Source organism: Paraburkholderia bengalensis (genome assembly GCF_037126505.1).
GTDB lineage: Bacteria > Pseudomonadota > Gammaproteobacteria > Burkholderiales > Burkholderiaceae > Paraburkholderia > Paraburkholderia bengalensis.
In genome coordinates this window covers 23,033-45,794 of the sequence record NZ_JACFYJ010000016.1, presented here as the reverse complement: position 1 = coordinate 45,794, position 22,762 = coordinate 23,033, and the positions used below count along the sequence as shown (strand labels likewise).

Here is a 22,762-nt window from a genome sequence, read left to right as displayed (position 1 = left end):
GGACGCAAGCAGCACTGAAGCACTGAAGCATAGGAAGCGGCAGCATCGAGGAGGGAGCGTGCAGCAACACATTCAAAAGGTGCCGAGGCTCGAACTGCGCCATGCGAGCAAGTCGTTCGGGCGCGTGCGCGCGCTGTCGGACGGCGAGCTCGTGCTGTGGCCCGGTGAAGTGCATGCATTGCTCGGCGAAAACGGCGCGGGCAAATCGACGCTCGTGAAGATACTCGCGGGCGTGCATCAGCCGGACACGGGCGAGCTCTTCATCGACGGCACGGCGCGTCGATTCGCGACGCCCGCCGAAGCGCGCGATGCGGGCCTCGCGGTCATCTATCAGGAGCCGACGCTGTTCTTCGATCTGTCGATTGCCGAGAACATCTTCATGGGACGGCAGCCCATCGATCGCTTCGGCCGCATTCAACACGACGCGATGCGCCGCGAAGTCGACGGTTTGCTCGCGTCGCTCGGCGTCGATCTGCGCGCGGAGCGTCTCGTGCGCGGGCTGTCGATCGCGGATCAGCAGGTGATCGAGATCGCGAAGGCGCTGTCGCTGAACGCAAACGTGCTGATCATGGACGAGCCGACCGCGGCACTGTCGCTTCCCGAAGTCGAGCGGCTCTTCGCGATCGTGCGCAAGCTGCGCGAGCGCGATGTCGCGATCCTCTTCATCACGCACCGGCTCGACGAAGTGTTCGCGTTGACGCAGCACGTGACGATCATGCGCGACGGCGCGAAAGTATTCGACGCGCCCACAGCGGAGATGACGACGGAATCCGTCGTCGCGAAGATGGTGGGCCGCGATCTGGAGACGTTCTATCCGAAAGCCGACGTGGCACCCGGCGACGTGCGTCTGTCGGTGCGCAACCTGACCCGTCTCGGCGTGTTCAAGGATGTGTCGTTCGACGTTCGCGCGGGCGAAATCGTCGCGCTCGCGGGACTCGTCGGCGCGGGCCGCAGCGAAGTGGCGCGCGCGATCTTCGGCATCGATCCCGTCGATGCGGGCGAAGTGCAGATCGCGGGCAAGTGTCTTTCGATGGGCAATCCGGCGGCGGCCGTGCGCGCGGGCCTCGCGCTGGTGCCGGAAGACCGCCGCCAGCAAGGGCTCGCGCTGGAGTTGAGCATCGCGCGCAATGCGTCGATGACGGTGCTCGGACGGCTCGTACGTCACGGCCTGATTTCGACGCGCAGCGAAACGCAGCTTGCGACGCGCTGGGGCACGCGGCTGCGTCTGAAGGCGAGCGATCCTTTAGCGCCTGTGGGCACGTTGTCGGGTGGCAACCAGCAGAAGGTGGTGCTCGGCAAATGGCTCGCGACGGGCCCGAAAGTGCTGATCATCGACGAACCGACGCGAGGCATCGACGTCGGCGCCAAGGCCGAAGTATATGGCGCGTTGTCCGAGCTGGTGCAGGAAGGCATGGCCGTGCTGATGATTTCGAGCGAACTGCCCGAAGTGCTCGGCATGGCCGACCGCGTGCTGGTGATGCACGAAGGCCGCATCAGCGCGGAGATCGCGCGTGCCGATGCAAATGAAGAGCGCATCATGAGCGCGGCGCTCGGGCAATCGGCGGCATTGGTGGGGCGTGCAGCATGATCCGGCATTCGACCACTTCACACGCCGCTTCGCTCGAACACGCGCCGCTGCAACGCACGCGTTCGGGTCCGGGCGGCATCGTCGGCACCATCGCGAAAAGCCGCGAGACGACGCTCTTCATCGTGCTGATCCTGCTGATACTGGGCACGTCGCTCGCGCGGCCGCAGTTTCTGAATCTGCAGAATCTGCGCGACGTGCTGCTCAACGTCGCGATCATCAGCTTGCTGACGGCGGGCATGACGGTCGTGATCCTGATGCGGCATATCGATCTTTCCGTCGGCTCGACAGTGGGCATCAGCGCGTATGCCGTCGGCAGCCTGTATGTGACGTTCCCGCATATGCCCGTGCTCGTGGCGCTTGTTGCTGGCGTGGCGATCGGGCTGATCGCGGGCGGCATCAACGCGCTGCTGATTGCGGTGGGACGCGTGCCGTCGCTCGTCGCGACGTTATCGACGCTCTATATCTTCCGGGGCGCCGACTACGCGTGGGTGCACGGCGGCCAGATCAACGCAACCAGCTTGCCCGAAGCGTACTCGCGTCTCGCGACGGGCACGCTGTTCGGCATTCCGACACTCGCGCTGATCGCAGCCGTCGTGCTGTTCGCGCTGTCGTTCTACCTGAAGCATTTTCGCGCCGGGCGCGAGCACTACGCGATCGGCTCGAATCCGGAAGCGGCGCGCCTGGCGGGCGTCAATGTCGAGCGTCGCGTGATGTCGGGCTTTCTGTTGTCGGGCGCGATTGCGGGCTTTGCGGGCGCGCTGTGGCTGGCGCGCTTCGGCACCGTCGATGCGAGCACCGCGAAGGGCATCGAACTGCAAGTGGTGGCGGCCGCCGTGGTCGGCAGCGTGGCGATCACGGGCGGCGTCGGCACGATCCTCGGCGCGACACTCGGCGCGCTCGTGCTCGCGTGATCAGCATCGCGCTGGTCGTGCTGCACGTGTCGCCGTTCTGGGAGCAGGCGATCGAAGGCGCGCTGATCGTCGCCGCCATCGCTGCCGATACGCTGCTCGCCCGCTCCGTCGCCAAACGCATGATGAGGAAACGCGATCATGGCTAAACCCGATTCCGCGCTGCTCACGCGCAGGCGCGAAACGCCGCTGCGCTGGGAAACCTTGCTGGTGATCGTGCTGCTTGCGTCGCTCGGGCTGGGGCGCGCGCTGTCGCCTGTGTTCCTGACGGGCGCGAACCTGAGCAACGTGCTCGCCGACCTGACGGAGATCGCGTTGATGGCGCTGCCGATGACGCTGATCATCGTCGCGGCCGAGATCGATCTGTCCGTCGCGTCCGTGCTCGGCGCGTCGAGCGCGCTGATGGGCGTGCTGTGGCACATGGGGCTGCCGATGCCCGCCGTGATCGTTCTCGTGCTGCTGTTCGGCATGCTCGCGGGCCTGCTGAACGGGCTTGTGATCGTCAAGCTGAATCTGCCCTCGCTTGCCGTGACGATCGGCACGCTCGCGCTGTTTCGCGGGCTCTCGTACGTGCTGCTCGGCGATCAGGCCGTTGCCGATTTTCCGGCGGGATACACGGCGTTCGGCATGGACACGCTGTTCGGCACGTTCATTCCGCTGCCGTTTGTCATCGTCATCGTGTGCGCGGTGCTGTTCACGGTGCTGCTGCAGGCGACGGCCTTCGGCCGCCGTCTCTACGCCATCGGCGCGAACCCGACGGCGGCCGCGTTCTCGGGCATCGAGGTGGCGAAAGCGCGGATGCGCCTGTTCGTGCTGTCGGGCTTCATGAGCGCGATGGCGGGCATCGTCTACACGCTGCACTTCACCAGCGCGCGCGGCGACAACGGCGAAGGTTTCGAACTGTCCGTGATCGCCGCCGTGCTGTTCGGCGGTGTGAGCATTTTCGGCGGACGCGGGTCGATGGTGGGCGTGTTGCTGTCGCTGCTGATCATCGGCGTGCTGAAGAACGCGCTGACGCTCGACGACGTCTCCAGCGAAACGCTGACCATCGTGACGGGCGCGCTGCTGCTCGCGTCAGTGCTGATTCCCAACCTGGTCGCGCGCTGGCGGGCGATGCGCGACCGCAAGCTGATTGCCGCTCAAATGTTGACGAAGCAAGCTGCGCAGTAATGCCGTTCATCATCGATCGACAAACCCGGACGACACAAGTCCGATCCATCACCAGGAGACAACACATGAACAAACCACTGCGTCACGCGGGAGCGATGATGCTCTGCGCGGCCTTGCTGGGCGTGAGCGTCGCGGCGTCGGCGGCGGGCATCAAGCCGGATCTGAAAATCGCCTTCGTGCCGAAGCAGATCAACAACCCGTACGAAGTGATCGCCGATGACGGCGGCATGGCCGCAATCAAGGAGTTCAAGGGGCAGGGCAAGGTGGTGGGGCCGTCCGATGCGGGTGCTTCTTCGCAGGTGTCGTACATCAACACGCTCACGACGCAGCGTCAGGACGCAATCGTGATTGCCGCGAACGATGCGAACGCGCTAGTGCCGTATCTGAAGAAAGCGATGTCGCAGGGCATCAAGGTCGTCACGTTCGACTCCGATACGGCGCCCGAGGGTCGCCAGCTGTTCGTGAATCAGGCGAACGCGGAGAGCATCGGCCGCGGGCAGATCCAGTTGGTCTCGAAGCTGATGGGCGGCGAGGGCGAATTCGCGATTCTGTCCGCGACGCCGAACGCGACGAACCAGAACACCTGGATCAAGTGGATGCAGGACGAGTTGAAGAAGCCCGAGTACGCGAAGATGAAGCTCGTGAAGATCGCCTATGGCAACGACGACGATCAGAAGTCGTTCGTCGAGACGCAAGGCTTGTTGCAGGCGTATCCGAACCTGAAGGCGATCGTCGCGCCGACGTCGGTGGGCATTGCGGCGGCGGCGCGTTATATCTCGACGTCGTCGAGCAAGGGCAAGGTCGCGGTGACGGGACTCGGCACGCCGAACCAGATGCGCGCGTTCGTCAAGAACGGCACCGTGAAGGCGTTCCAGTTGTGGGACCCGGGTCAGCTCGGTTATCTCGCGGCATATGCAGCGGCGAGCCTCGCGTCGGGCGCGATCGCGGGCAAGGAAGGGGAGTCGTTCGACGCGGGCAAGCTCGGCAAGCGCACCATCGGCGCGCAGGGCGAGATCATCCTTGGACCGCCGACCACGTTCGACGCGAGCAACATCGACAACTTCAATTTCTGATTGCCGGCAGTCCGGTTGACGGAAGACGCGGGGCCGCTTGCGAGTGGCCCCTTTTATTCGCGCGGTTCCAACCGCGCGACGCCGCGCATCACGTCAAGCCGTTTTCCTGTACATACTTGACGAGCTCGGCGTTAGTGCGCACGTGAAGTTTCTTCATCGCGACGCTCTTTTGCGTGGCAACCGTCGAGATCGAACGGCTTACGTGCCGTGCGATATCCGTCAACGATGCGCCCGACGCAAAGAGCCGGATGACCTCGATCTCTTTCTTCGTCAGCAGGTCCTTGCCCGCTCGTGCTTCGCCGCCTTCGGCAAATTGCTGCAGGCGGGCGCGAATTCTCTGCGAGTAGTACGGCCGCCGCCTGTGCATGACTTCGAGCGTGGCGGTGCGGAACTCGTCGACACCCTCGCATTTATCGACGATCGCCGCCACGCCGGTGCGAGCCAGACGGATTAGCGCGTCGTCGTTGTTGAGCATCGTGAACACGATGACGGGAATGCGCGCATAGCGATGGCGCAGTTGCGCGATCAGCGCCAGCCCATCGGTGTCGCTTTGCGCGCTGCTCATCGTGAAGTCGGTGATGATCATGTCCCACTTGCTCTGCGCGAGGAGGCCGAGGAGTTCCGTGCCGGATCGCGCGGCAGCGTCGACTCTTGCGTTGGGAATGCTGCTCAAGGCATGGCTGATGGCGTGGCGGATGACGGGATGGTCGTCGGCAATGACGATCCTGAAGTCGCGGAGGGCGTTCATGATGAGAAGCAATGGCAGCGTCGGCAAAACGGGCGGTATTTGTAGGACGCGGAAAGTGCAATGTGCGCCATTCCGACGTGCGAAGTGCGACTCGATCCTGCGTGACGAGGAAGAATCGGACAGGTCCAGTAAGGATGACGAAAAACAGGACCGTTGCGTGCGGGCCTGCCGATATTTCGAATAAATCTGACGCCGTTATGCGTCTGATCCTGTGCGGGTAAAGAACTGTCAAGAATGCGCAATGCGACGCAAAGACCGTCAACCGTTTGCCCGGCGCTGCGTTTAGAGCGATGACCTTATGAGGTCGGCCGGCCAGTGGGCCGTTTAGTCAATCCGGGTTTTGAGGAATTAAGTCAATGAACAAGCACATCGTCGCCGCCGCTCTGGCAGGCCTGTTTTCGATCGGCGCATTCGCACAGGCATCGTCGGCCGCTGCGACGGACGCAGCACCCGCGGCCGCATCGGCACCTGCCGCAAAGCATCATGCGAAAAAGCATCACGCAAAGAAGCATGCGCACAAGAAGGCAGCGCCTGCCAAGGCAGCAACGGGCGACGCAGCATCGGCCGCGCAGTAATCGGACGTCGTAGTAATCGGCCGTGCGCATTGGCCTCTTGCTGAGGCGCAGGCCGAGGTAGAAAGAGGAAGGCGGGCGCTGGGGCCGCCTTCCTCTGTTGCGTTTACGAGTGAGGATTCGCGTTGCGGCGGTTCTCGAACGCGCCTAGCGCGTTTGCGAAGCGGCGCGCGCATTCCAGACCGAACGCGGTTGGTTTCATGCCGCGATCATGCGCGACATCGAAACCCATGCGCCATGCGGCGATACGTTTGCCATAGCATGTCAACCCGTCGAGCGACTGCATCACGAAAACGATGGAAGGCAAAATGCGCTCGTAAAGCGCTTGAGCCTGCTCGGAATGGCCGTCCACAAACGCCTGATGAATCGCGGCCTGCCAGTCGAACGTGTCGGGCGCGACGATCATGCCGGCGCATCCGGCGCGCAGATTATCGATCAACTCCTGGCCGCCGCGTCCGTTGAAGACGGGTAAATGGCTGGGTTGTTCGCGCAGACGCGCAATCGTCGAGTGGATGAGGGTGGCGGGTCCTTCGCCCTTTAGCCACTGGAATGACGGACATTGCGCCGCGAGCGCGACAAGCGACTGCACCGACAAACCCACGCCGAGATATTCCGGTGCGTTCTGAATACCGACGGGCACGATGACGCGCCGCATGATGTCGGCGAAAAAATCGAAGTAGAACGATTCGGGTCTGTCGCGCATCGAAGGCGGCTGCAGGATCAGCGCCGATGCGCCGTGCGCCACTGCATAGTCCGCAAGCGCGAATTGCGCGTCGGCGGTATCGCCCGTGACCGTGACGGCGAGCGGCACGCGCTGCGCGATGTGCGTGTTCGTCCACGCAATGAAGCGTTGCTGCTCGTCTAACGAGAGCCGGTTCACTTCCGTCGCGAGGCCGAGAATCACGATGCCGCTCGCGCCCGCTTCGATCGTGCGATCGATCTGCGTGTGGATCGCCTGCCGGTCGAGCGCGTTGTTGGCGTCGAAATATGCGTAGAGCACGGGCCACATCCCGCGCGGCGAAAATGCTGGCCGCGTGGTCATCAATGCGAATCCCGCGGCACGGGCGCGCCGCTCGCGCCCACGAGGAAGTCGAGATCCGCGCCCTCGTCGGCTTGCAGAACGTGTTCGACATACAGGCGGTAGTAGCCGCGCGCGGGCAGTTCGGGCGCGCGCCACGCCGCCCGGCGCCGCGCCAGCTCTTCGTCCGATACGTCCAGATGCAGCCGTCGCGCGGCACGTCGAGCTCGATCATGTCGCCGGTTTGCACCAGCGCGAGCGGCCCGCCTGCAGCGGCTTCGGGTGAGATGTGCAGCACGACGGCGCCGTACGCGGTGCCGCTCATGCGGCCATCGGAGATGCGCACCATGTCCGTGATGCCTTTTTGCAGCACTTTTTTCGGCAGCGGCATGTTGCCGACCTCGGCGAAGCCGGGATAGCCCTTCGGGCCTGCGCCCTTGAGCACCATCACGCAATGCTCGTCGATGTCGAGCGATTCGTCGTCGACCTTTGCGTGCAACTCTTCGACATTCTCGAACACGACTGCACGCCCGCGATGCTTGAGCAACGACGCGGTCGCCGCCGATGGCTTGATGACCGCGCCGTTCGGCGCGAGATTGCCTTTGAGCACGGCAATGCCCGCGTGCGGCTTGAACGGCTCGGCGAAGGTCGTGATGACTTTCTGATCGTAGTTCGGCGCGTCGCGGACGTTGTCCCAGATCGTCTTGCCATTGACCGTCAGGGCGTCGCGATGCAACAGGCCCTGTTCGCCCAGTTGCCGCAGCACGGCGGGCAGACCGCCGGCGTAGTAGAAGTCTTCCATCAGATGTTCGCCCGATGGCTGCAGGTTCACGAGGCAAGGCACGTTCGAGCCGAGTTCCCAGTCCTCGAGGTTCAGCTCGACGCCGATACGCCGCGCGAGCGCGATCAGATGCACGACGGCATTGGTCGAGCCGCCAATCGCCGCATTGGTGCGGATGGCGTTTTCGAAGGCCTGGCGCGTGAGAATCTTGTCCATCGTCAGGTCGTCGCGGACCATCTCGACAATGCGCCGTCCCGCCAGATGCGCGAGCACCTGGCGCCGTGCGTCGACGGCGGGAATCGCGGCGTTGTGCGGCAGACCGATGCCGAGCGACTCGACCATCGATGCCATCGTCGAGGCCGTGCCCATGGTCATGCAATGGCCGCGCGAGCGGTTCATGCACGACTCGGCATCGACGAATTCCTGCTGCGTCATCGTGCCGGCGCGCACTTCCTCCGACATTTGCCAGACGCCTGTGCCGGAGCCGATCGTGCGCCCCCGGAAGCGCCCGTTGAGCATCGGACCGCCCGACACGGCGAGTGCGGGCAGATTGCACGAGGCTGCGCCCATCAAGAGCGCGGGCGTGGTCTTGTCGCAGCCCACCAGCAGGATCACGCCGTCGAGCGGATTGCCGCGTATCGACTCCTCGACATCCATCGAAGCGAGATTGCGAAACAGCATGGCGGTGGGCCGCAGATTCGATTCGCCAAGCGACATCACGGGAAACTCGAGCGGCAAGCCGCCTGCCTCGCGCACGCCGCGCTTGACGTACTCCGCGAGTTCGCGAAAGTGCGCGTTGCAGGGCGTCAGTTCCGACCAGGTATTGCAGATGCCGACGACGGGGCGGCCGTCAAATTCGTCGTGAGGAATGCCCTGATTTTTCATCCATGAGCGATGGATGAAACCGTCCTTGTCGTTGCGGCCGAACCAGCTTTGCGAGCGTAGCTTGCGCATGGGGTCTCCTGGTGTGTGCTATGTGCTTCCTGCGTTGTACTTCGCAGCTTAGCCCGAGCTTAGTCCATGCGGCGCGCGGCAGGGCGTGATTCAGGCACATGCCAGGCGCCGTCACGCAGTGCGATCGCGCTGCAACAACGCACGCGGGGATCCGGCTCGCTTGCGCGACGCCGGCGTGAGAGAGGCTCTGCATGCTGCACAGCAGCGCAAATGCATCCATCGTCGGACGCGGACCTTCCAATAAGCGACATGCGCGCACGCGCGCCACGCGCTGCAGCATGCTCGCAAACCGTTGCGGCGCAAGGCGCACAGGCATCCTCTAACGTTCGTTCGATTTTGGCTGTGTCGCATTTGCGCAAGCGTCTGTCGCAATTAGTCGGCTAGGCGGGGTTTTTTCTAGCAACTATGTAGTCACACATGTGCGGGCCGGCGCCTGCACCACGAGGAGATGGACTCAATGAAATCCCCAAAGGTCGTGGTCGAAGGGTTATGTAAGGTTTTTGGACCCAACCCGAAACTGGCGCAGGACATGCTCTCGCGAGGCGCGTCGAAAGACGAGGTATTCGCCAAAACGGGGCATGTGGTGGGCGTCCACAATGCTTCCTTCGATGTGCAGGAAGGTGAAATTTTCGTGCTGATGGGCCTGTCCGGCTCCGGCAAGTCGACGCTGATCCGCCTGATCAACCGGCTCGTCGAGCCGACGGCGGGCAAGGTCATCATCGATGGCCGGGACGTTGCCGCCATCAAGCGGTCGGAATTGACGTCGCTGCGCCGCACCGACATGAGCATGGTGTTTCAGTCGTTCGCGCTGATGCCGCAACGCACGGTGCTGTCGAATGCCGCCTTCGGGCTGGAGGTGGCGGGCGTGGGCCGCAAGGAACGCGAGAAGCGCGCGCTCGAAGTGCTCGAGCAAGTCGGCCTTGCGACGTTCGCGGGCAAACTGCCTTCGGAGCTGTCGGGCGGCATGCAGCAGCGTGTGGGTCTCGCGCGCGCGCTCGCCGTGAACCCTTCGCTGATGATCATGGACGAGGCGTTCTCCGCGCTCGATCCCCTCAAGCGCAAGGAAATGCAGAACGTGCTGCTCGAATTGCAGAAGAACCAGCGACGCACGATTCTGTTCGTCTCGCACGATCTCGAAGAGGCGCTGCGCATCGGCAGCCGCATTGCGATCATGGAAGGCGGCCGGGTGGTGCAGATCGGCACGCCGCAGGACATCATCGCGAATCCCGCCGACGACTACGTGCGCGCGTTCTTCGAGGGCGTCGATACGAGCCGCTATCTGACGGCCGCCGATCTGATGCAGTCGAACCGCGTGCCCGTCGTGCGCAACCTCGATCAGACGAGCGTTGCCGAGTCGCTGAACGGCAGCGCCGAGTATGCGTTCGTGCTCGACGCCGAGCGGCGCATTCGCGGCTTCGTGACACGCGATGCGATTGGCAGCGCCTCGCCGGCGCTGAAGAAAGTCGAATGCATTTCGCGCGGCGCGCCGCTCGAACATGTCGTGTCGCGCGTGTGCGCGAACACGACGGCTCTGCCCGTGGTCGACGACGAGGACCGCTACTGCGGTTCCGTCGATCAGGCCGCGGTCCTCAAGGTCATTACGCGCAATAGAGGTGGTGCCCATGTCTGAGATGATTCCACTCGGCCGTTGGGTCGACCAGTCCGTTCACTATCTGCTCGACCATGACGCGAGCACGTTCGATTCGATTGGCAAGGCGATCGAGAGCTTCGCCGCAATGATCGAACACGGCCTGCAGGCCATCCCGATGTGGGCGCTGATGGCGCTCTTCATCGCCGTCGGCTTGTGGCGCGTGGGCTGGCGATTTGCGATCTTCGCGACCGCTTCGCTGTTGCTGATCTACGCGACGGGCTTCTGGGACCAGACAGTGATTACGCTGGGCCTCACGTTGTCATCGACGCTGATCAGTCTCGTGTTCGGCATTCCGCTCGGCATCTGGACCGCAAAGAACAAGCACGTGCAGATGATCGTGCGCCCCATCCTCGACCTGATGCAGACGATGCCCGCGTTCGTTTACCTGATTCCCGCCGCGATGCTGTTCGGCCTTGGCCGCGTGCCGGGCATTCTGTCGACGGTGATCTTCGCGATGCCGCCCGCTGTGCGTCTGACGAGCCTCGGCATCAAGCACGTGAACCGCGAGATCGTCGAAGCAGGGCAGGCATTCGGCTGCACGCCGTGGCAGCTGCTGTACAAGGTGCAATTCCCGAACGCGCTGCCGTCGATCATGCAGGGCGTGAACCAGACGATCATGATGGCGCTGTCGATGGTGATCATTGCGTCGATGGTGGGCGCGGGCGGTCTCGGCAATGACGTGCTCGCAAGTATTCAGCGCCTCGATATCGGCTTGGGTTTCGAAAGCGGTCTGTCCGTCGTGCTGCTCGCGATTATTCTTGACCGCATCACCGAGAGCTTCGGACGTTCGCCCGGCTCGGCTGCCGCACCGCGTTTCGCCGGTTTGCGCAGCGTGATGCGCGTGCGCCGCGAGCAGCCTGCCGTCGCGCAGAGTTAAGTCTCTGTCGTATTGACCCAGGCGCGGGGCGTCCAACCCGTCTGCAATAGAACCAATAGTGGTCGTCCCGCGAAGGCCTCCGGGCCTTCGCGGTGGCCAAACACAGTCTTCCTTGTGCTTCACGGAGCGCGACGTGACGTCTACCATGGCCGAAGCGCCGTTGTCGAACCTTGCTCATGTAGGTTTTCTGACGTTACCCAGTTTTTCGATGATCGCGTTCACGAGCGCGGTCGAAGTACTGCGCATGGCGAACTACGTGTCGCGTGCACAGCATTACCGCTGGTCGGTGATCACGCATGACGGCGTGCCCGTGCGCGCGAGCAACGGACTCACCGTCAAGCCGACACGCACGCTCGAAGAAGCGGGCATGCCCGATGTGCTGATCGTGTGCGGCGGCACGCAGATACGCAATGCCGTCGATGCGAACGTCAAGACCTTGCTCGCCGATGCCGCTGCGCAAGGCGTGCCGCTCGGCGGCATCTGCACGGGCGCCTATGCATTGATGGCGGCGGGCTTGCTCGATGGTTATCGCTGTTCGGTGCATTGGGAGGATCTGTCCGCGCTGCACAAGGACTACCCGCATGTGCATTTCGCCGACGAACTCTTCACGATCGATCGCGATCGGCTGACATGCACGGGCGGCACCGCGCCGCTCGATCTGATGCTCAATCTGATCAGCATGCGCTTTGGGCAGAACCTTGCTGCGCAGGTGTCCGAGCAGTTCATTCTCGAGCGCATTCGCGGCGCGAGCGACCCGCAGCCGATACCCGTCGATGCACGCGTCGGCTTTTCTCGCGCCGAGCTGATCGAAGTTGTGCGACTGATGGAAGCGAATATCGAAGAGCCCTTGTCGCTCGAAGAACTCGCGCGGCTCGTGCAACTGTCGCAGCGCCATTTGCAGCGGATGTTCAAGGTTTATCTGAGCGTATCGCCGACGCACTATTACCTGTCGCTGCGATTGCGCCGCGCGCGCGATCTGCTGCGCACGACAGATGCATCGATTGCGCGCGTGACGGCCGTGTGCGGCTTTCATTCGCCGTGTCATTTCAGCAAGGCATATCGCGCGCAGTTTGGCCATGCACCGAGTGTCGAGCGCCGCCACGCGAGCTAGCCAGGCGAGCGACCTGAAAATTACCGAGGAGAATCAAATGAAACAGAAGCTGATGATGGCGGCTGCGCTGTTGACGACCGCGGCTGCGACCGCACACGCCGCTGACCCCGCCGTGTGCCGCAACGTACGTTTCGCCGATGTCGGCTGGACCGACATCGCGGCGACGACGGGCCTTGCATCGACGATCTTCCAGGGGCTCGGTTACAACCCGACCAAGACGATCGCTTCCGTGCCCATTACGTTTGCCGGTATCAAAAGCAAGCAGATCGACGTGTTCCTCGGCTACTGGGCGCCGACGATGGACCCGATCATCCAGCCGTTCGTGAAGTCCGGCACGATCAAGGTGCTCGCGACGCCGAACCTGACGGGCGCGAAATACACGCTGGCGGTGCCGGACTATGTGTATAACGCCGGCTTGAAGAATTTCAGCGATATCGCGAAGTACGCCGACAAGCTCGATGGCAAGGTATACGGCATCGAGCCGGGCAACGACGGCAACGCGCTGATCAAGAAGATGATCGACGCCAACCAGTTCGGCATGGGCAAGTTCAAGCTGGTCGAATCGAGCGAGGCGGGCATGCTCGTCGAAGTGAATCGCGCGATACGCGAAAAGAAGTGGATCGTGTTTCTCGGCTGGGAGCCGCACCCTATGAACGTGCAGATGAAGATCGATTATCTGGCGGGCGGCGACGATGTGTTCGGGCCGAACTACGGCGAAGCCAAGGTGTTCACGGCGACGCCGCCCGACTATGCCACGCGCTGCCCGAATGCGGCGAAGCTGGTTTCGAATCTGCAGTTCACGACGTCCATCGAAAATAATGTGATGGTGCCGATCATGAACAAGGAAGACGCGAATAAGGCTGCGCTCGCCTGGTTGAAGGCCAATCCGCAGGCGCTGGATAAGTGGCTTGCGGGGGTGCAGACTTTCGATGGGAAGGATGGGTTGCCGGCGGTTAAGGCTTATATCGCGGCGCATTAGAGGGTTCTGTTTGCGAGGCGGGGTGGTTCGGGGTTTTGGGTGTCGCGCAAGCAATTGGGGTAGTGCGTTGCGAGCCGGCACCAGACCGCGTTGCGTGCCACCCGGACATCCAGGTGTCACATGACGTCCGAGGCAGTGACGATCCCGCCGCCGTGGTCGGTGGTGTCACCAGGACGGATGAGATAGATCATGGGATCGCTCCCGGTTGCTCGTTGGTGGCACACGGACCTGAAGAACACAAGCTAAATGATGACAATAAGCTTTTAAAAATCTCAATGATCTGTTTTTATCTTTACTGATTCCAGATGGATAAAGATAGTAAATGGCTGAATGCGATTGATTGCCGGCTACCAGGATAATCTGCTCCGACTGCTTCAGCAGCCGCAACTCCGAGCTAACCGCGCGACAAACTGCGTGAGCCGGCGTCGAGTCCATGGAGGGACTGGAACGGGGAGTACGGGGAGAGAAGAAGTGGTGCCGTTTGCGGTGCAACGCGCAAACAGGGTCACCGCACGAGGCGTATGGAATTCACGATAGGGGGTGCCGTACTACAGACCCGAAAAACCGGATGAGGTAGATCGCCAGGGCGTAGGCAACGCAGTTTCGCTAGAGCGAAAACGAAAGAAGACCGGGGAAGTTGAGAGCCCGTGGGTAAGTGTCAAGGGTTGGCGGTGTGAGCCCGCTTTCTTTGCTTACTTTCTTTGCGGCGGCAAAGAAAGTAACTGCCGCCCCGCACAGGGGCAACGCTTGCATAGCAAGACAAAACGCGGATGCCGGCGCACCGGCAAGCGAACACCTCATCGCGGATGCCCACGCAAACGGCGAAAGCAGGAAACCACAAATCAATTCACCGCCGCAAGCAGAAACCAAAAACCAAAAAAACCAAAAACCTCACGCATGCACATGCAAACCCAAACTGCCATTCACCACCGGATGAGCCAACGGAGCAACCTGCTTGCGCCGCTCCCGCGTAGGCGCGGTCCCGAACGCATCGCGATAGCTCTTGCTGAAATGACATGCCGACTGGAACCCGCACGCCATCGTGATATGCATGATCGACATATCCGTTTGAAGCAGCAGTTCACGCGCGCGGCGCAGCCGTAACGTCAGGTAGTAGTGCGTCGGCGTCATGCCGAGGTGTTCGCGAAAGAGCCGCTGCAATTGCCGTTGCGACATGTTGGCCAGACGCGCGAGCTCTTCGCGCGAAAGCGGCTCTTCGATGTTGTTCTCCATCAGCGCGATCACTTCGAACAAGGACTTGTTCGCGGACCCGAGCCGGGCCACGAGCGGCATCCGCTGTTGCGCGCTGTTGTCGCGCACATGCTCGACGATGAACTGCTCGGCGATCTGTGTGACACGCGGCGTGCCGACGCGCGCGGCGATCAGGTTCAACATCATGTCGAGCGGTGCGACGCCGCCCGTGCAGGTCACCCGGTCGCGGTCGATCACGAAGAGTTCTTTCAGGAAGCGCGTATCGGGAAACTCTTCCTTGAGCGCCGACATGTTCTCCCAGTGAATCGCACACGCATAGCCCGCGAGCAAACCCGATTTGGCCAGCGCATAGGTGCCCGTGCACAGACTGCCCAGCGCGACGCCCGCGCGCGCGAAGCGGCGCAGCGCCGACAGATGTTCGGGCGTGGTTTCACGCTGCACGTCGATGCCGCCGCACACGAACACGATGTCCGGGGTGCCGACGCAATCGGCCGGGCCCGTATCGACGGAAAGACCGTTGCTTGCCGTAACCGATCCACCGTCGGGGCTGATGATCGACCATCGGTAGAGCGGCTGGCCGCTCAGATAATTCGCCATGCGCAGCACTTCGATCGCGTTCGTGAACGCGATCATCGTGAAGTTGGGCAGCGGCATGAACGCGAAGTGTGACAACGACGCAGTTCGATCGGGCGACATGGTTCGGGGCGATCCTTGATGGTTTGATGCAGCCGTCGTGGGGCAGCGGCCTTTGTTATTCTGCGAGCGAGCGCAACAAGCATGCCATACGGCTAAACCCTGGCTAAACACTACGCTCGCAGCGCGGCATGCGCCCAAAACGCACCGACGCTGTGCAGCGGCCGCACTGCCGGCGGGCCTGCCGCGCTCTCATGCGGTGCCTCGCGTAGGCAGGCACCGCACGAACGAGACCGCAATGCACCATCGGCGGCGCGATCGATTCGTCGCATCGATGCGGTCAATTCGCACGACCGGTCTCTTTTCACTTACTTGTCCAAAACGGACTTGCATGGCGGAAAAGGTAAAGAACGCGTCTGAATTCATAAATTGACCGGTCTGGCTAAAGACAAGAATAGAGCCGTCGGTGGAGAGCGTGCAAAGCCAGTCCAGTCAAGGGATAGCGCGGAACTGGGCAGTGGGCCTCGCAGGTTCTTTCCGCTCTTCAGTCACCCACGATCAACTGAACGGAAGCCATGTCGAACGCCAACCCATTCTTCTCGCAGACCCTCGCCGAGCGCGACGCGGCCGTGCGCACGTCGGTCCTCAAGGAACTCGAACGCCAGCAGTCGCAGGTCGAGCTGATCGCGTCGGAAAACATCGTGTCGCGCGCTGTGCTCGAAGCGCAAGGCTCGGTGCTGACGAACAAGTACGCGGAAGGCTATCCCGGCAAGCGCTATTACGGCGGCTGTGAGTTCGTCGACGAAGTGGAAGCACTTGCGATCGAGCGGATCAAGAAGCTTTTCAATGCGGGCTTCGCCAACGTGCAGCCGCACTCTGGCGCGCAGGCGAACGGCTCCGTGATGCTCGCGCTCGCGAAGCCGGGCGACACGATCCTCGGCATGTCGCTCGATGCAGGCGGCCACCTCACGCACGGCGCGAAGCCCGCGCTGTCCGGCAAGTGGTTCAACGCGGTGCAGTACGGCGTGAACCGCGAAACCATGTTGATCGACTACGACCAGATCGAGAAACTCGCGCACGAGCACAAGCCGTCGATGATCATCGCAGGCTTCTCCGCCTATCCGCGCGTGCTCGATTTCGCGCGTTTCCGTGCGATCGCCGATAGCGTCGGCGCGAAGCTGATGGTCGATATGGCGCACATCGCGGGCGTGATCGCGGCGGGCCGTCATCCGAATCCCGTCGAACATGCGCACGTCGTCACGTCGACGACGCACAAGACACTGCGCGGTCCGCGCGGCGGCTTCATTCTGACCAACGACGAAGACATCGCGAAGAAGATCAATTCGGCGGTGTTCCCTGGCCTGCAAGGCGGTCCGCTGATGCATGTGATCGCGGGCAAGGCCGTCGCGTTCGGCGAAGCGCTCGACGACAGCTTCAAGACCTATATCGACAGCGTGCTGGCCAACGCGAAGGCGCTCGGCGAAGTCCTGAAAGAGGGCGGTGTCGATCTCGTGACGGGCGGCACCGACAACCATCTGCTGCTCGTCGATCTTCGTCCGAAAGGCCTGAAGGGCGCACAGGTCGAACAGGCGCTCGAAAGGGCGGGCATCACCTGCAACAAGAACGGCATTCCGTTCGATACGGAAAAGCCGACGGTGACGTCGGGCATTCGTCTCGGTACGCCCGCCGGCACGACGCGTGGCTTTGGGGTTGCCGAGTTTCGCGACATCGGCCGCCTGATTCTCGAAGTGTTCGACGCGTTGCGCACCCATCCCGATGGCGATGCCGCAACGGAGCAGCGCGTGCGCCGCGAGATCTTCGCACTGTGCGAACGCTTCCCGATTTACTGAGCCGTCGAGCCGCTACTCGAAACGAACGCCCCATCGCTACGGAGTCAAGCATGAGCAACCTGCACGAAAGCAGCATCATCATCGACGGTCTGAACATTTCGAAGTTCGACCGCTCGGTGTTCGAGGACATGAGAAAGGGCGGCGTCACGGCCGTCAACTGCACGGTCTCCGTCTGGGAAGACTTCCAGAAGACCATCGACAACATCGCGGAAATGAAGCAGCAGATCCGCGAGTACAACGAGATCCTGACGCTCGTGCGCACGACGGACGACATCCTGCGCGCGAAGAAAGAGAACAAGACGGGCATCATCTTCGGCTTCCAGAACTCGTATGCATTCGAGGACAACCTCGGCTACATCGAAGTGTTCAAGGAACTCGGCGTGAACGTGGTGCAGCTTTGCTACAACACGCAGAACCTCGTCGGCACCGGCTGCTATGAAGCAGACGGCGGCCTCTCGGGCTACGGCCGCGAAGTGATTCAGGAGATGAATCGCGTCGGCATCATGGTCGATCTGTCGCACGTCGGCGCAAAGACCTCTTCCGACGCGATCGCGTGTTCGAAAAAGCCGGTGACGTACTCCCATTGCTGCCCGTCGGGTCTGAAGGAACATCCGCGCAACAAGTCGGACGAGCAGCTGAAAGAGATCGCCGACGCGAACGGTTTTGTCGGCGTGACGATGTTCGCGCCGTTCCTCAAGAAAGGCCCGGACGCGACGGTCGACGACTATCTCGAAGCCATTGAATACGTGATCGACGTGATCGGCGAAGACAAGGTCGGTATCGGCACGGATTTCACGCAAGGCTATACGACCGAGTTTTTCGACTGGATCACGCATGACAAGGGCCGTTATCGCCGTCTGACGAACTTCGGCAAGGTCATCAACCCCGAAGGCATCCGCACCATCGGCGAGTTTCCGAACCTCACGGCTGCAATGCAAAAAGCTGGCTGGAGCGAGTCGCGGATCAAGAAAGTGATGGGCGAGAACTGGCTGCGCGTATTCGGCGAAGTCTGGAACGTCTGACCGAGCGAAACCTGAGAGAACAAAGGAAACCCACCATGCAACCGCAACTGCCCATCGACGTCGATCCGAATACAGGCGTCTGGACCACCGACGCACTGCCCATGCTGTATGTGCCGCGTCATTTCTTCACGAACAACCATGCTGCCGTCGAAGAAGCACTCGGCGTCGAAGCCTATGCCGAGATCCTCTACAAGGCCGGCTACAAGTCCGCCTATTACTGGTGCGACAAGGAAGCGAAGCAGCACGGCATCGGCGGCATGGCCGTGTTCGAGCATTACCTGAACCGCCTGTCGCAACGCGGCTGGGGTCTCTTCAAGATCATCGAAGCGGACCCGGCAACGGCACACGCGAAGATCGAACTGCGCCATTCGTCGTTCGTGCTGCAGCAGCCCGAGAAGAGCGGCAAGCTCTGCTACATGTTTGCCGGCTGGTTCGCAGGGGCGATGGATTGGGTCAACGACACGACGGAGGGCGGCAAGAACGCGCCGCGTTCGCAGTCGAAGGAAGTGCAGTGTGCGGGCGAACATCACGGCCACGACCACTGCGTTTTCGAAGTGTCGCCGATCACGCATTAAAGCTGCACGCCACATTCAAGCCTGAACCGAATACCGCCCGAGGTCGCCCGCGATGCGTTACCCCAATCTGTTCAAACCTTTGACGCTCAATCAGCTCACGCTGCGCAACCGCATCGTCAGCACCGCGCATGCCGAGGTATATGCCGAACCGGGTGGCTTGCCCGGCGACCGCTATATCCGCTACTACGAGGAAAAGGCCAAGGGCGGCGTCGGTCTCGCCGTGTGCGGCGGGTCGAGCCCGGTATCGATCGATAGCCCGCAGGGCTGGTGGAAGTCCGTCAACCTGTCGACGGACAAGATCATTGATCCGCTGTCGCGTCTGGCCGAAGCCATGCATCGGCACGGCGCGAAGATCATGATTCAGGCGACGCATATGGGCCGCCGCTCGGCGTTTCATGGCGAGCACTGGCCGCATCTGATGACGCCTTCCGGCGTGCGCGAGCCCGTGCATCGCGGCAATGCGAAGATCATCGAGGTCGAGGAAATCCGCCGCATCATCGGCGATTTCGCCGCGGCGGCGAAGCGCGTGAAAGACGCGGGCATGGACGGCATCGAAATTTCGGCTGCGCACCAGCATCTGATCGACCAGTTCTGGAGCCCGCGCACGAACTTCCGTACCGACGAATGGGGCGGCTCGCTCGAAAACCGTCTGCGCTTCGGCGTCGAAGTGTTGCGGGCGGTGCGCGAAGCCGTCGGCCGCGACTTCTGCGTCGGCCTGCGCATGTGCGGCGACGAGTTCCATGAAGACGGTCTCGATCACGAACAACTGAAGGAAATCGCGCAAGCGATGTCGGAATCCGGCCTGATCGATTACATCGGTGTGATCGGTTCCGGCGCGGATACGCACAACACGCTCGCCAACTGCATGCCGCCGATGGCGCTGCCGCCCGAACCGTTCGTGCATCTCGCGGCGGGCATCAAGTCGGTTGTGAAGCTGCCCGTGATGCACGCGCAAAGCATTCGCGATGCGGGGCAGGCCGAGCGTCTGCTCGCGAACGGCATGGTCGATCTGGTCGGCATGACGCGCGCACAGATCGCCGATCCGCACATGGTCATCAAGATTCGCGATGGACGTGAGGACGAAATCAAGCAGTGTGTCGGCGCGAACTACTGCATCGATCGTCAGTACAACGGCCTCGACGTGCTGTGCGTGCAGAACGCGGCGACGTCGCGCGAAGCGACGATGCCGCATGTAATCGAGAAAACGCGCGGACCGCGCCGCAAGGTGGTGGTGGTCGGCGCAGGCCCGGCTGGACTGGAAGCCGCGCGCGTCGCGCGTTCGCGTGGACACGATGTGGTGCTGTTCGAGAAGAGCGACGCCGTCGGCGGGCAGATCATGCTGGCCGCGAAAGCGCCGCAGCGCGAGCAGATGGCGGGCATCGTGCGCTGGTTCGATATGGAGACCAAGCGCCTCGGCGTCGACCGGCGTCTGGGCGTCGAAGCCGACGAGAAGATGATTCTTGCCGAGAAGCCCGACATCATCGTGCTCGCCACGGGCGGCTCGAGCTTCACGCAGCAGGTGCCCGCGTGGGGCGTCGACGAAGGTCTCGCTGTAAGTTCGTGGGACATTCTGTCGGGCAAGGTCGAGCCGAAACAGAACGTGCTCGTCTATGACGGTGTCAGCACGCATGCGGGCGCGGGCGTGGCCGATTTCATTTCGAGCCGGGGTTCGAAGGTCGAGATCGTCACGCCGGACGTGAAGGTGGCCGACGACGTCGGCGGCACGACGTTCCCGATCTTCTATCGGCGCCTCTATGCGCAAGGTGTGATCCACACGCCGAACTACTGGCTGGATCGCGTGTACGAAGAGGACGGCAAGAAGATCGCTGTGATTCGCAACGAGTACACGGAAGAGCAGGAAGAGCGTGTCGTCGATCAGGTCGTGATCGAAAACGGCAGCACGCCCAACGACACGCTCTACTGGAAGCTCAAGCCCGAATCCGTGAATCGCGGCCAGGTCGACGTGCATAAGCTCTTTGCCGCTGAACCGCAGCCGTCGCTGTCGGAAGAACTCGGTAACGGCCGCTTTCTGTTGTTCCGTGTCGGCGACTGCATTTCGATGCACAACATCCACGGCGCGATCTACGACGCGCTGCGCCTTTGCAAGGACTTTTGACGATGAGCCCGGCGTTTCTCATCACCGCGTTGTTGTGGATATCCGTCGCCGGCCTTGCGTTCGCGGTCGCAAAACGGGCGGCTTACTGGCGTCTCGGACGGGCAACGGCAGCCGGCGCATTCGGCTGGACGAACCTGCTGACGATACCGAAGCGCTATTTCGTCGATCTGCATCACGTGGTTGCGCGTGATCCGTACATCGCGAAGACGCACGTCGCGACGGCTGGCGGCGCGATTGCGGCGTTCGCGCTGGTGTTCATCAACTACGGCCTCGCAATTTACTCACCGTGGCTCGACCGGCTGATCTTCGTGGCTGCGCTGATCATGCTGGTGGGTGCCGTGTTCGTATGGCGCCGCCGTCATGCGAAGGACGTGCCCGCGCGTCTCTCGCGTGGTCCGTGGGATACGTTGCCGTGGCTGCTCGGCTCGTTCGCGCTCGGGCTGCTGCTGTACACGTTGCTGCCGGCATCGGCGATGTCGGGCGCGCTGGCCGTCGTGTTCGCGTTGCTGATCGCGGCGGGCGCGTTTGCGATGACGTTCGGCGCGGCGCGCGGCGGCCCGATGAAGCACGCGCTCGCCGGTCTGCTGCATCTGGCGTTTCATCCGCGGCAAGAGCGTTTCGCGGCTGAAGGCGATGTGCGTCGCGAGGCCGTTGTTCCGCCGACGGCGCTCAAGGCGCCCGTGCTCGAACAGAACGAATACGGCGTCGGCAAGCCGGTCGAGTTCCGCTGGAATCAGTTGTTGAGCTTCGACGCATGCGTGCAATGCGGCAAGTGCGAAGCGGCATGCCCCGCGTTCGCGTCGGGCCAGCCGCTGAATCCGAAGAAGCTGATCCAGGATCTCGTGACGGGCATGGTCGGCGGCACGGATGCCGCGTATGCAGGCAGCCCGACGCCCGGCATCAAGGTCGGCCAGCATGGCGGCGAGCCGCAGCGCCCCATCATTTCGAGCCTGATCGAAGCCGACACGGTGTGGTCGTGCACGACGTGCCGCGCCTGCGTGCACGAGTGTCCGATGCTGATCGAGCATGTCGATGCGATCGTCGACATGCGCCGCAATCAGACGCTCGTGCACGGCACCGTGCCGGGCAAGGGCCCGGAAGTGCTGGCGAACCTGCGCGAGACGGGCACGATGGGCGGCTACGACAAGGCCGCGCGCTACGACTGGTCGGTCGATCTGAGTTCGCCTGTCGCGCAACCGGGGCAGCCCGTCGACGTACTGCTCGTCGCAGGCGAGGGCGCCTTCGACATGCGCTATCAGCGCACGCTGCGCTCGCTCGTGAAAGTGCTGAACAAGGCGGGCGTGAAATACGCCGTGCTCGGCGCGCAGGAAACGGATACGGGCGACGTCGCGCGACGCCTCGGCGACGAAGCCACCTTCCAGCGCATGGCGAAGCAAATGATGGGCACGCTTGCCACGCTCAGCTTCAAGCGCATCGTCACCGCCGATCCGCACGTGATGCACAGCCTGCGCAACGAATATCGCGCACTCGGCGGACGTTACGACGTGTTGCATCACACCACGTTCCTCGCGGAACTCGTGGCGAGCGGCAAGTTGTCGCCGAAAGCCGTCGCCGCGTTCAACGACAGGACAGTCACGTATCACGATCCGTGTTATCTCGGCCGCTACAACGGCGAAACGGAAGCGCCGCGCCAGTTGCTGAAGACGATCGGCATCAAGGTTGTCGAGATGGAGCGTCACGGCAAGCGCGGACGCTGCTGCGGCGGCGGCGGCGGCGCGCCGCTGACGGACATTCCCGGCAAGCAGCGCATCCCCGATATCCGCATCGACGATGCGCGCGCGATCGGCGCGGATGTCGTGGCCGTGGGTTGCCCGAACTGCACAGCGATGCTTGAAGGTGTCGTGGGGCCGCGTCCCGAGGTGCTCGATGTGGCCGAACTCGTCGCGGCAGCGCTGGAGTGAAC

At 62.7% G+C, this 22,762-nt stretch carries 16 protein-coding genes and 2 pseudogenes; 14 read left to right on the top strand and 4 right to left on the bottom strand.

Annotated features, from left to right (window positions below; translation table 11 throughout):
- Positions 1–58 precede the first annotated feature (58 nt).
- The 4 genes and pseudogenes from H3V53_RS12485 (at position 59) to rhaS (ending at position 4,739) form a co-directional block, all read left to right on the top strand.
- Positions 59–1,588: a sugar ABC transporter ATP-binding protein gene (locus H3V53_RS12485; protein WP_336598168.1), complete on the top strand. Its 1,530-nt coding sequence runs from the start codon at positions 59–61 to the stop codon at positions 1,586–1,588.
- A pseudogene (locus H3V53_RS12480) lies at positions 1,585–2,645 on the top strand (ABC transporter permease). The gene H3V53_RS12485 and the pseudogene H3V53_RS12480 overlap by 4 nt, the downstream one beginning before the upstream one ends.
- Positions 2,638–3,666, top strand: coding sequence for an ABC transporter permease (locus tag H3V53_RS12475; protein ID WP_336598167.1), 1,029 nt, complete (start codon positions 2,638–2,640; stop codon positions 3,664–3,666). Before H3V53_RS12480 ends, H3V53_RS12475 begins: the two are co-directional and overlap by 8 nt.
- A gap of 65 nt (positions 3,667–3,731) precedes the next feature.
- Positions 3,732–4,739, top strand: coding sequence for a rhamnose ABC transporter substrate-binding protein (rhaS, locus tag H3V53_RS12470; RefSeq protein ID WP_336598166.1), 1,008 nt, complete (start codon positions 3,732–3,734; stop codon positions 4,737–4,739).
- 88 nt (positions 4,740–4,827) lie between these two features.
- Here rhaS and H3V53_RS12465 read toward each other — a convergent pair whose 3' ends face one another.
- Positions 4,828–5,487, bottom strand: coding sequence for a response regulator transcription factor (locus H3V53_RS12465; RefSeq protein WP_336598165.1), 660 nt, complete (start codon positions 5,485–5,487; stop codon positions 4,828–4,830).
- A gap of 356 nt (positions 5,488–5,843) precedes the next feature.
- Here H3V53_RS12465 and H3V53_RS12460 point away from each other — a divergent pair, with 356 nt between their 5' ends.
- On the top strand, positions 5,844–6,062 hold the full coding sequence (locus H3V53_RS12460; protein ID WP_054920908.1) for a hypothetical protein: 219 nt from the start codon (positions 5,844–5,846) through the stop codon (positions 6,060–6,062).
- Positions 6,063–6,165: 103 nt separating this feature from the next.
- Here H3V53_RS12460 and H3V53_RS12455 read toward each other — a convergent pair whose 3' ends face one another.
- Both H3V53_RS12455 and H3V53_RS12450 read right to left on the bottom strand, forming a co-directional pair.
- A complete protein-coding gene (locus H3V53_RS12455) occupies positions 6,166–7,101 on the bottom strand; it encodes a dihydrodipicolinate synthase family protein (protein ID WP_336598164.1) in 936 nt (311 codons plus the stop codon).
- Positions 7,101–8,812: pseudogene (locus H3V53_RS12450) on the bottom strand (IlvD/Edd family dehydratase). The gene H3V53_RS12455 and the pseudogene H3V53_RS12450 overlap by 1 nt, the downstream one beginning before the upstream one ends.
- A gap of 457 nt (positions 8,813–9,269) precedes the next feature.
- Between H3V53_RS12450 and H3V53_RS12445 the strand changes: the two are divergent.
- From H3V53_RS12445 to H3V53_RS12430, 4 genes are all read left to right on the top strand, one after another.
- Positions 9,270–10,442 (top strand): betaine/proline/choline family ABC transporter ATP-binding protein, encoded by a 1,173-nt coding sequence (locus H3V53_RS12445; protein WP_054920918.1) that lies wholly within the window; start codon positions 9,270–9,272, stop codon positions 10,440–10,442.
- Positions 10,435–11,340, top strand: a complete 906-nt coding sequence (choW, locus tag H3V53_RS12440; RefSeq protein WP_336598163.1) for a choline ABC transporter permease subunit — start codon at positions 10,435–10,437, stop codon at positions 11,338–11,340. Before H3V53_RS12445 ends, choW begins: the two co-directional genes overlap by 8 nt.
- Positions 11,341–11,485: 145 nt before the next feature.
- Positions 11,486–12,451, top strand: coding sequence for a helix-turn-helix domain-containing protein (locus H3V53_RS12435; RefSeq protein WP_054920912.1), 966 nt, complete (start codon positions 11,486–11,488; stop codon positions 12,449–12,451).
- A gap of 37 nt (positions 12,452–12,488) precedes the next feature.
- Positions 12,489–13,430, top strand: coding sequence for a choline ABC transporter substrate-binding protein (locus H3V53_RS12430; RefSeq protein ID WP_336598162.1), 942 nt, complete (start codon positions 12,489–12,491; stop codon positions 13,428–13,430).
- Positions 13,431–14,321: 891 nt separating this feature from the next.
- Here the strand turns inward: H3V53_RS12430 and H3V53_RS12425 are convergent.
- Entirely contained in the window at positions 14,322–15,338 is a 1,017-nt protein-coding gene (locus H3V53_RS12425; RefSeq protein ID WP_336598161.1) for a GlxA family transcriptional regulator, read from the bottom strand.
- A 512-nt stretch (positions 15,339–15,850) separates the two neighbouring features.
- Between H3V53_RS12425 and H3V53_RS12420 the strand changes: the two genes are divergently transcribed.
- The 5 genes from H3V53_RS12420 to H3V53_RS12400 are packed head-to-tail and all read left to right on the top strand — an operon-like array spanning position 15,851 to position 22,760.
- Positions 15,851–17,125: a serine hydroxymethyltransferase gene (locus tag H3V53_RS12420; protein WP_336598160.1), complete on the top strand. Its 1,275-nt coding sequence runs from the start codon at positions 15,851–15,853 to the stop codon at positions 17,123–17,125.
- 50 nt (positions 17,126–17,175) lie between these two features.
- Positions 17,176–18,147, top strand: coding sequence for a membrane dipeptidase (locus H3V53_RS12415; protein WP_054920922.1), 972 nt, complete (start codon positions 17,176–17,178; stop codon positions 18,145–18,147).
- Positions 18,148–18,182: 35 nt separating this feature from the next.
- Positions 18,183–18,722, top strand: a complete 540-nt coding sequence (locus H3V53_RS12410; RefSeq protein ID WP_336598159.1) for a DUF5943 domain-containing protein — start codon at positions 18,183–18,185, stop codon at positions 18,720–18,722.
- A gap of 52 nt (positions 18,723–18,774) precedes the next feature.
- The gene (locus tag H3V53_RS12405; protein WP_336598158.1) at positions 18,775–20,838 is read left to right on the top strand and encodes an NADH:flavin oxidoreductase; all 2,064 of its coding nucleotides are present in this window, start codon (positions 18,775–18,777) and stop codon (positions 20,836–20,838) included.
- A 2-nt stretch (positions 20,839–20,840) separates the two neighbouring features.
- Positions 20,841–22,760: a (Fe-S)-binding protein gene (locus tag H3V53_RS12400; RefSeq protein WP_336598157.1), complete on the top strand. Its 1,920-nt coding sequence runs from the start codon at positions 20,841–20,843 to the stop codon at positions 22,758–22,760.
- The last annotated feature ends 2 nt before the right edge of the window (positions 22,761–22,762 follow it).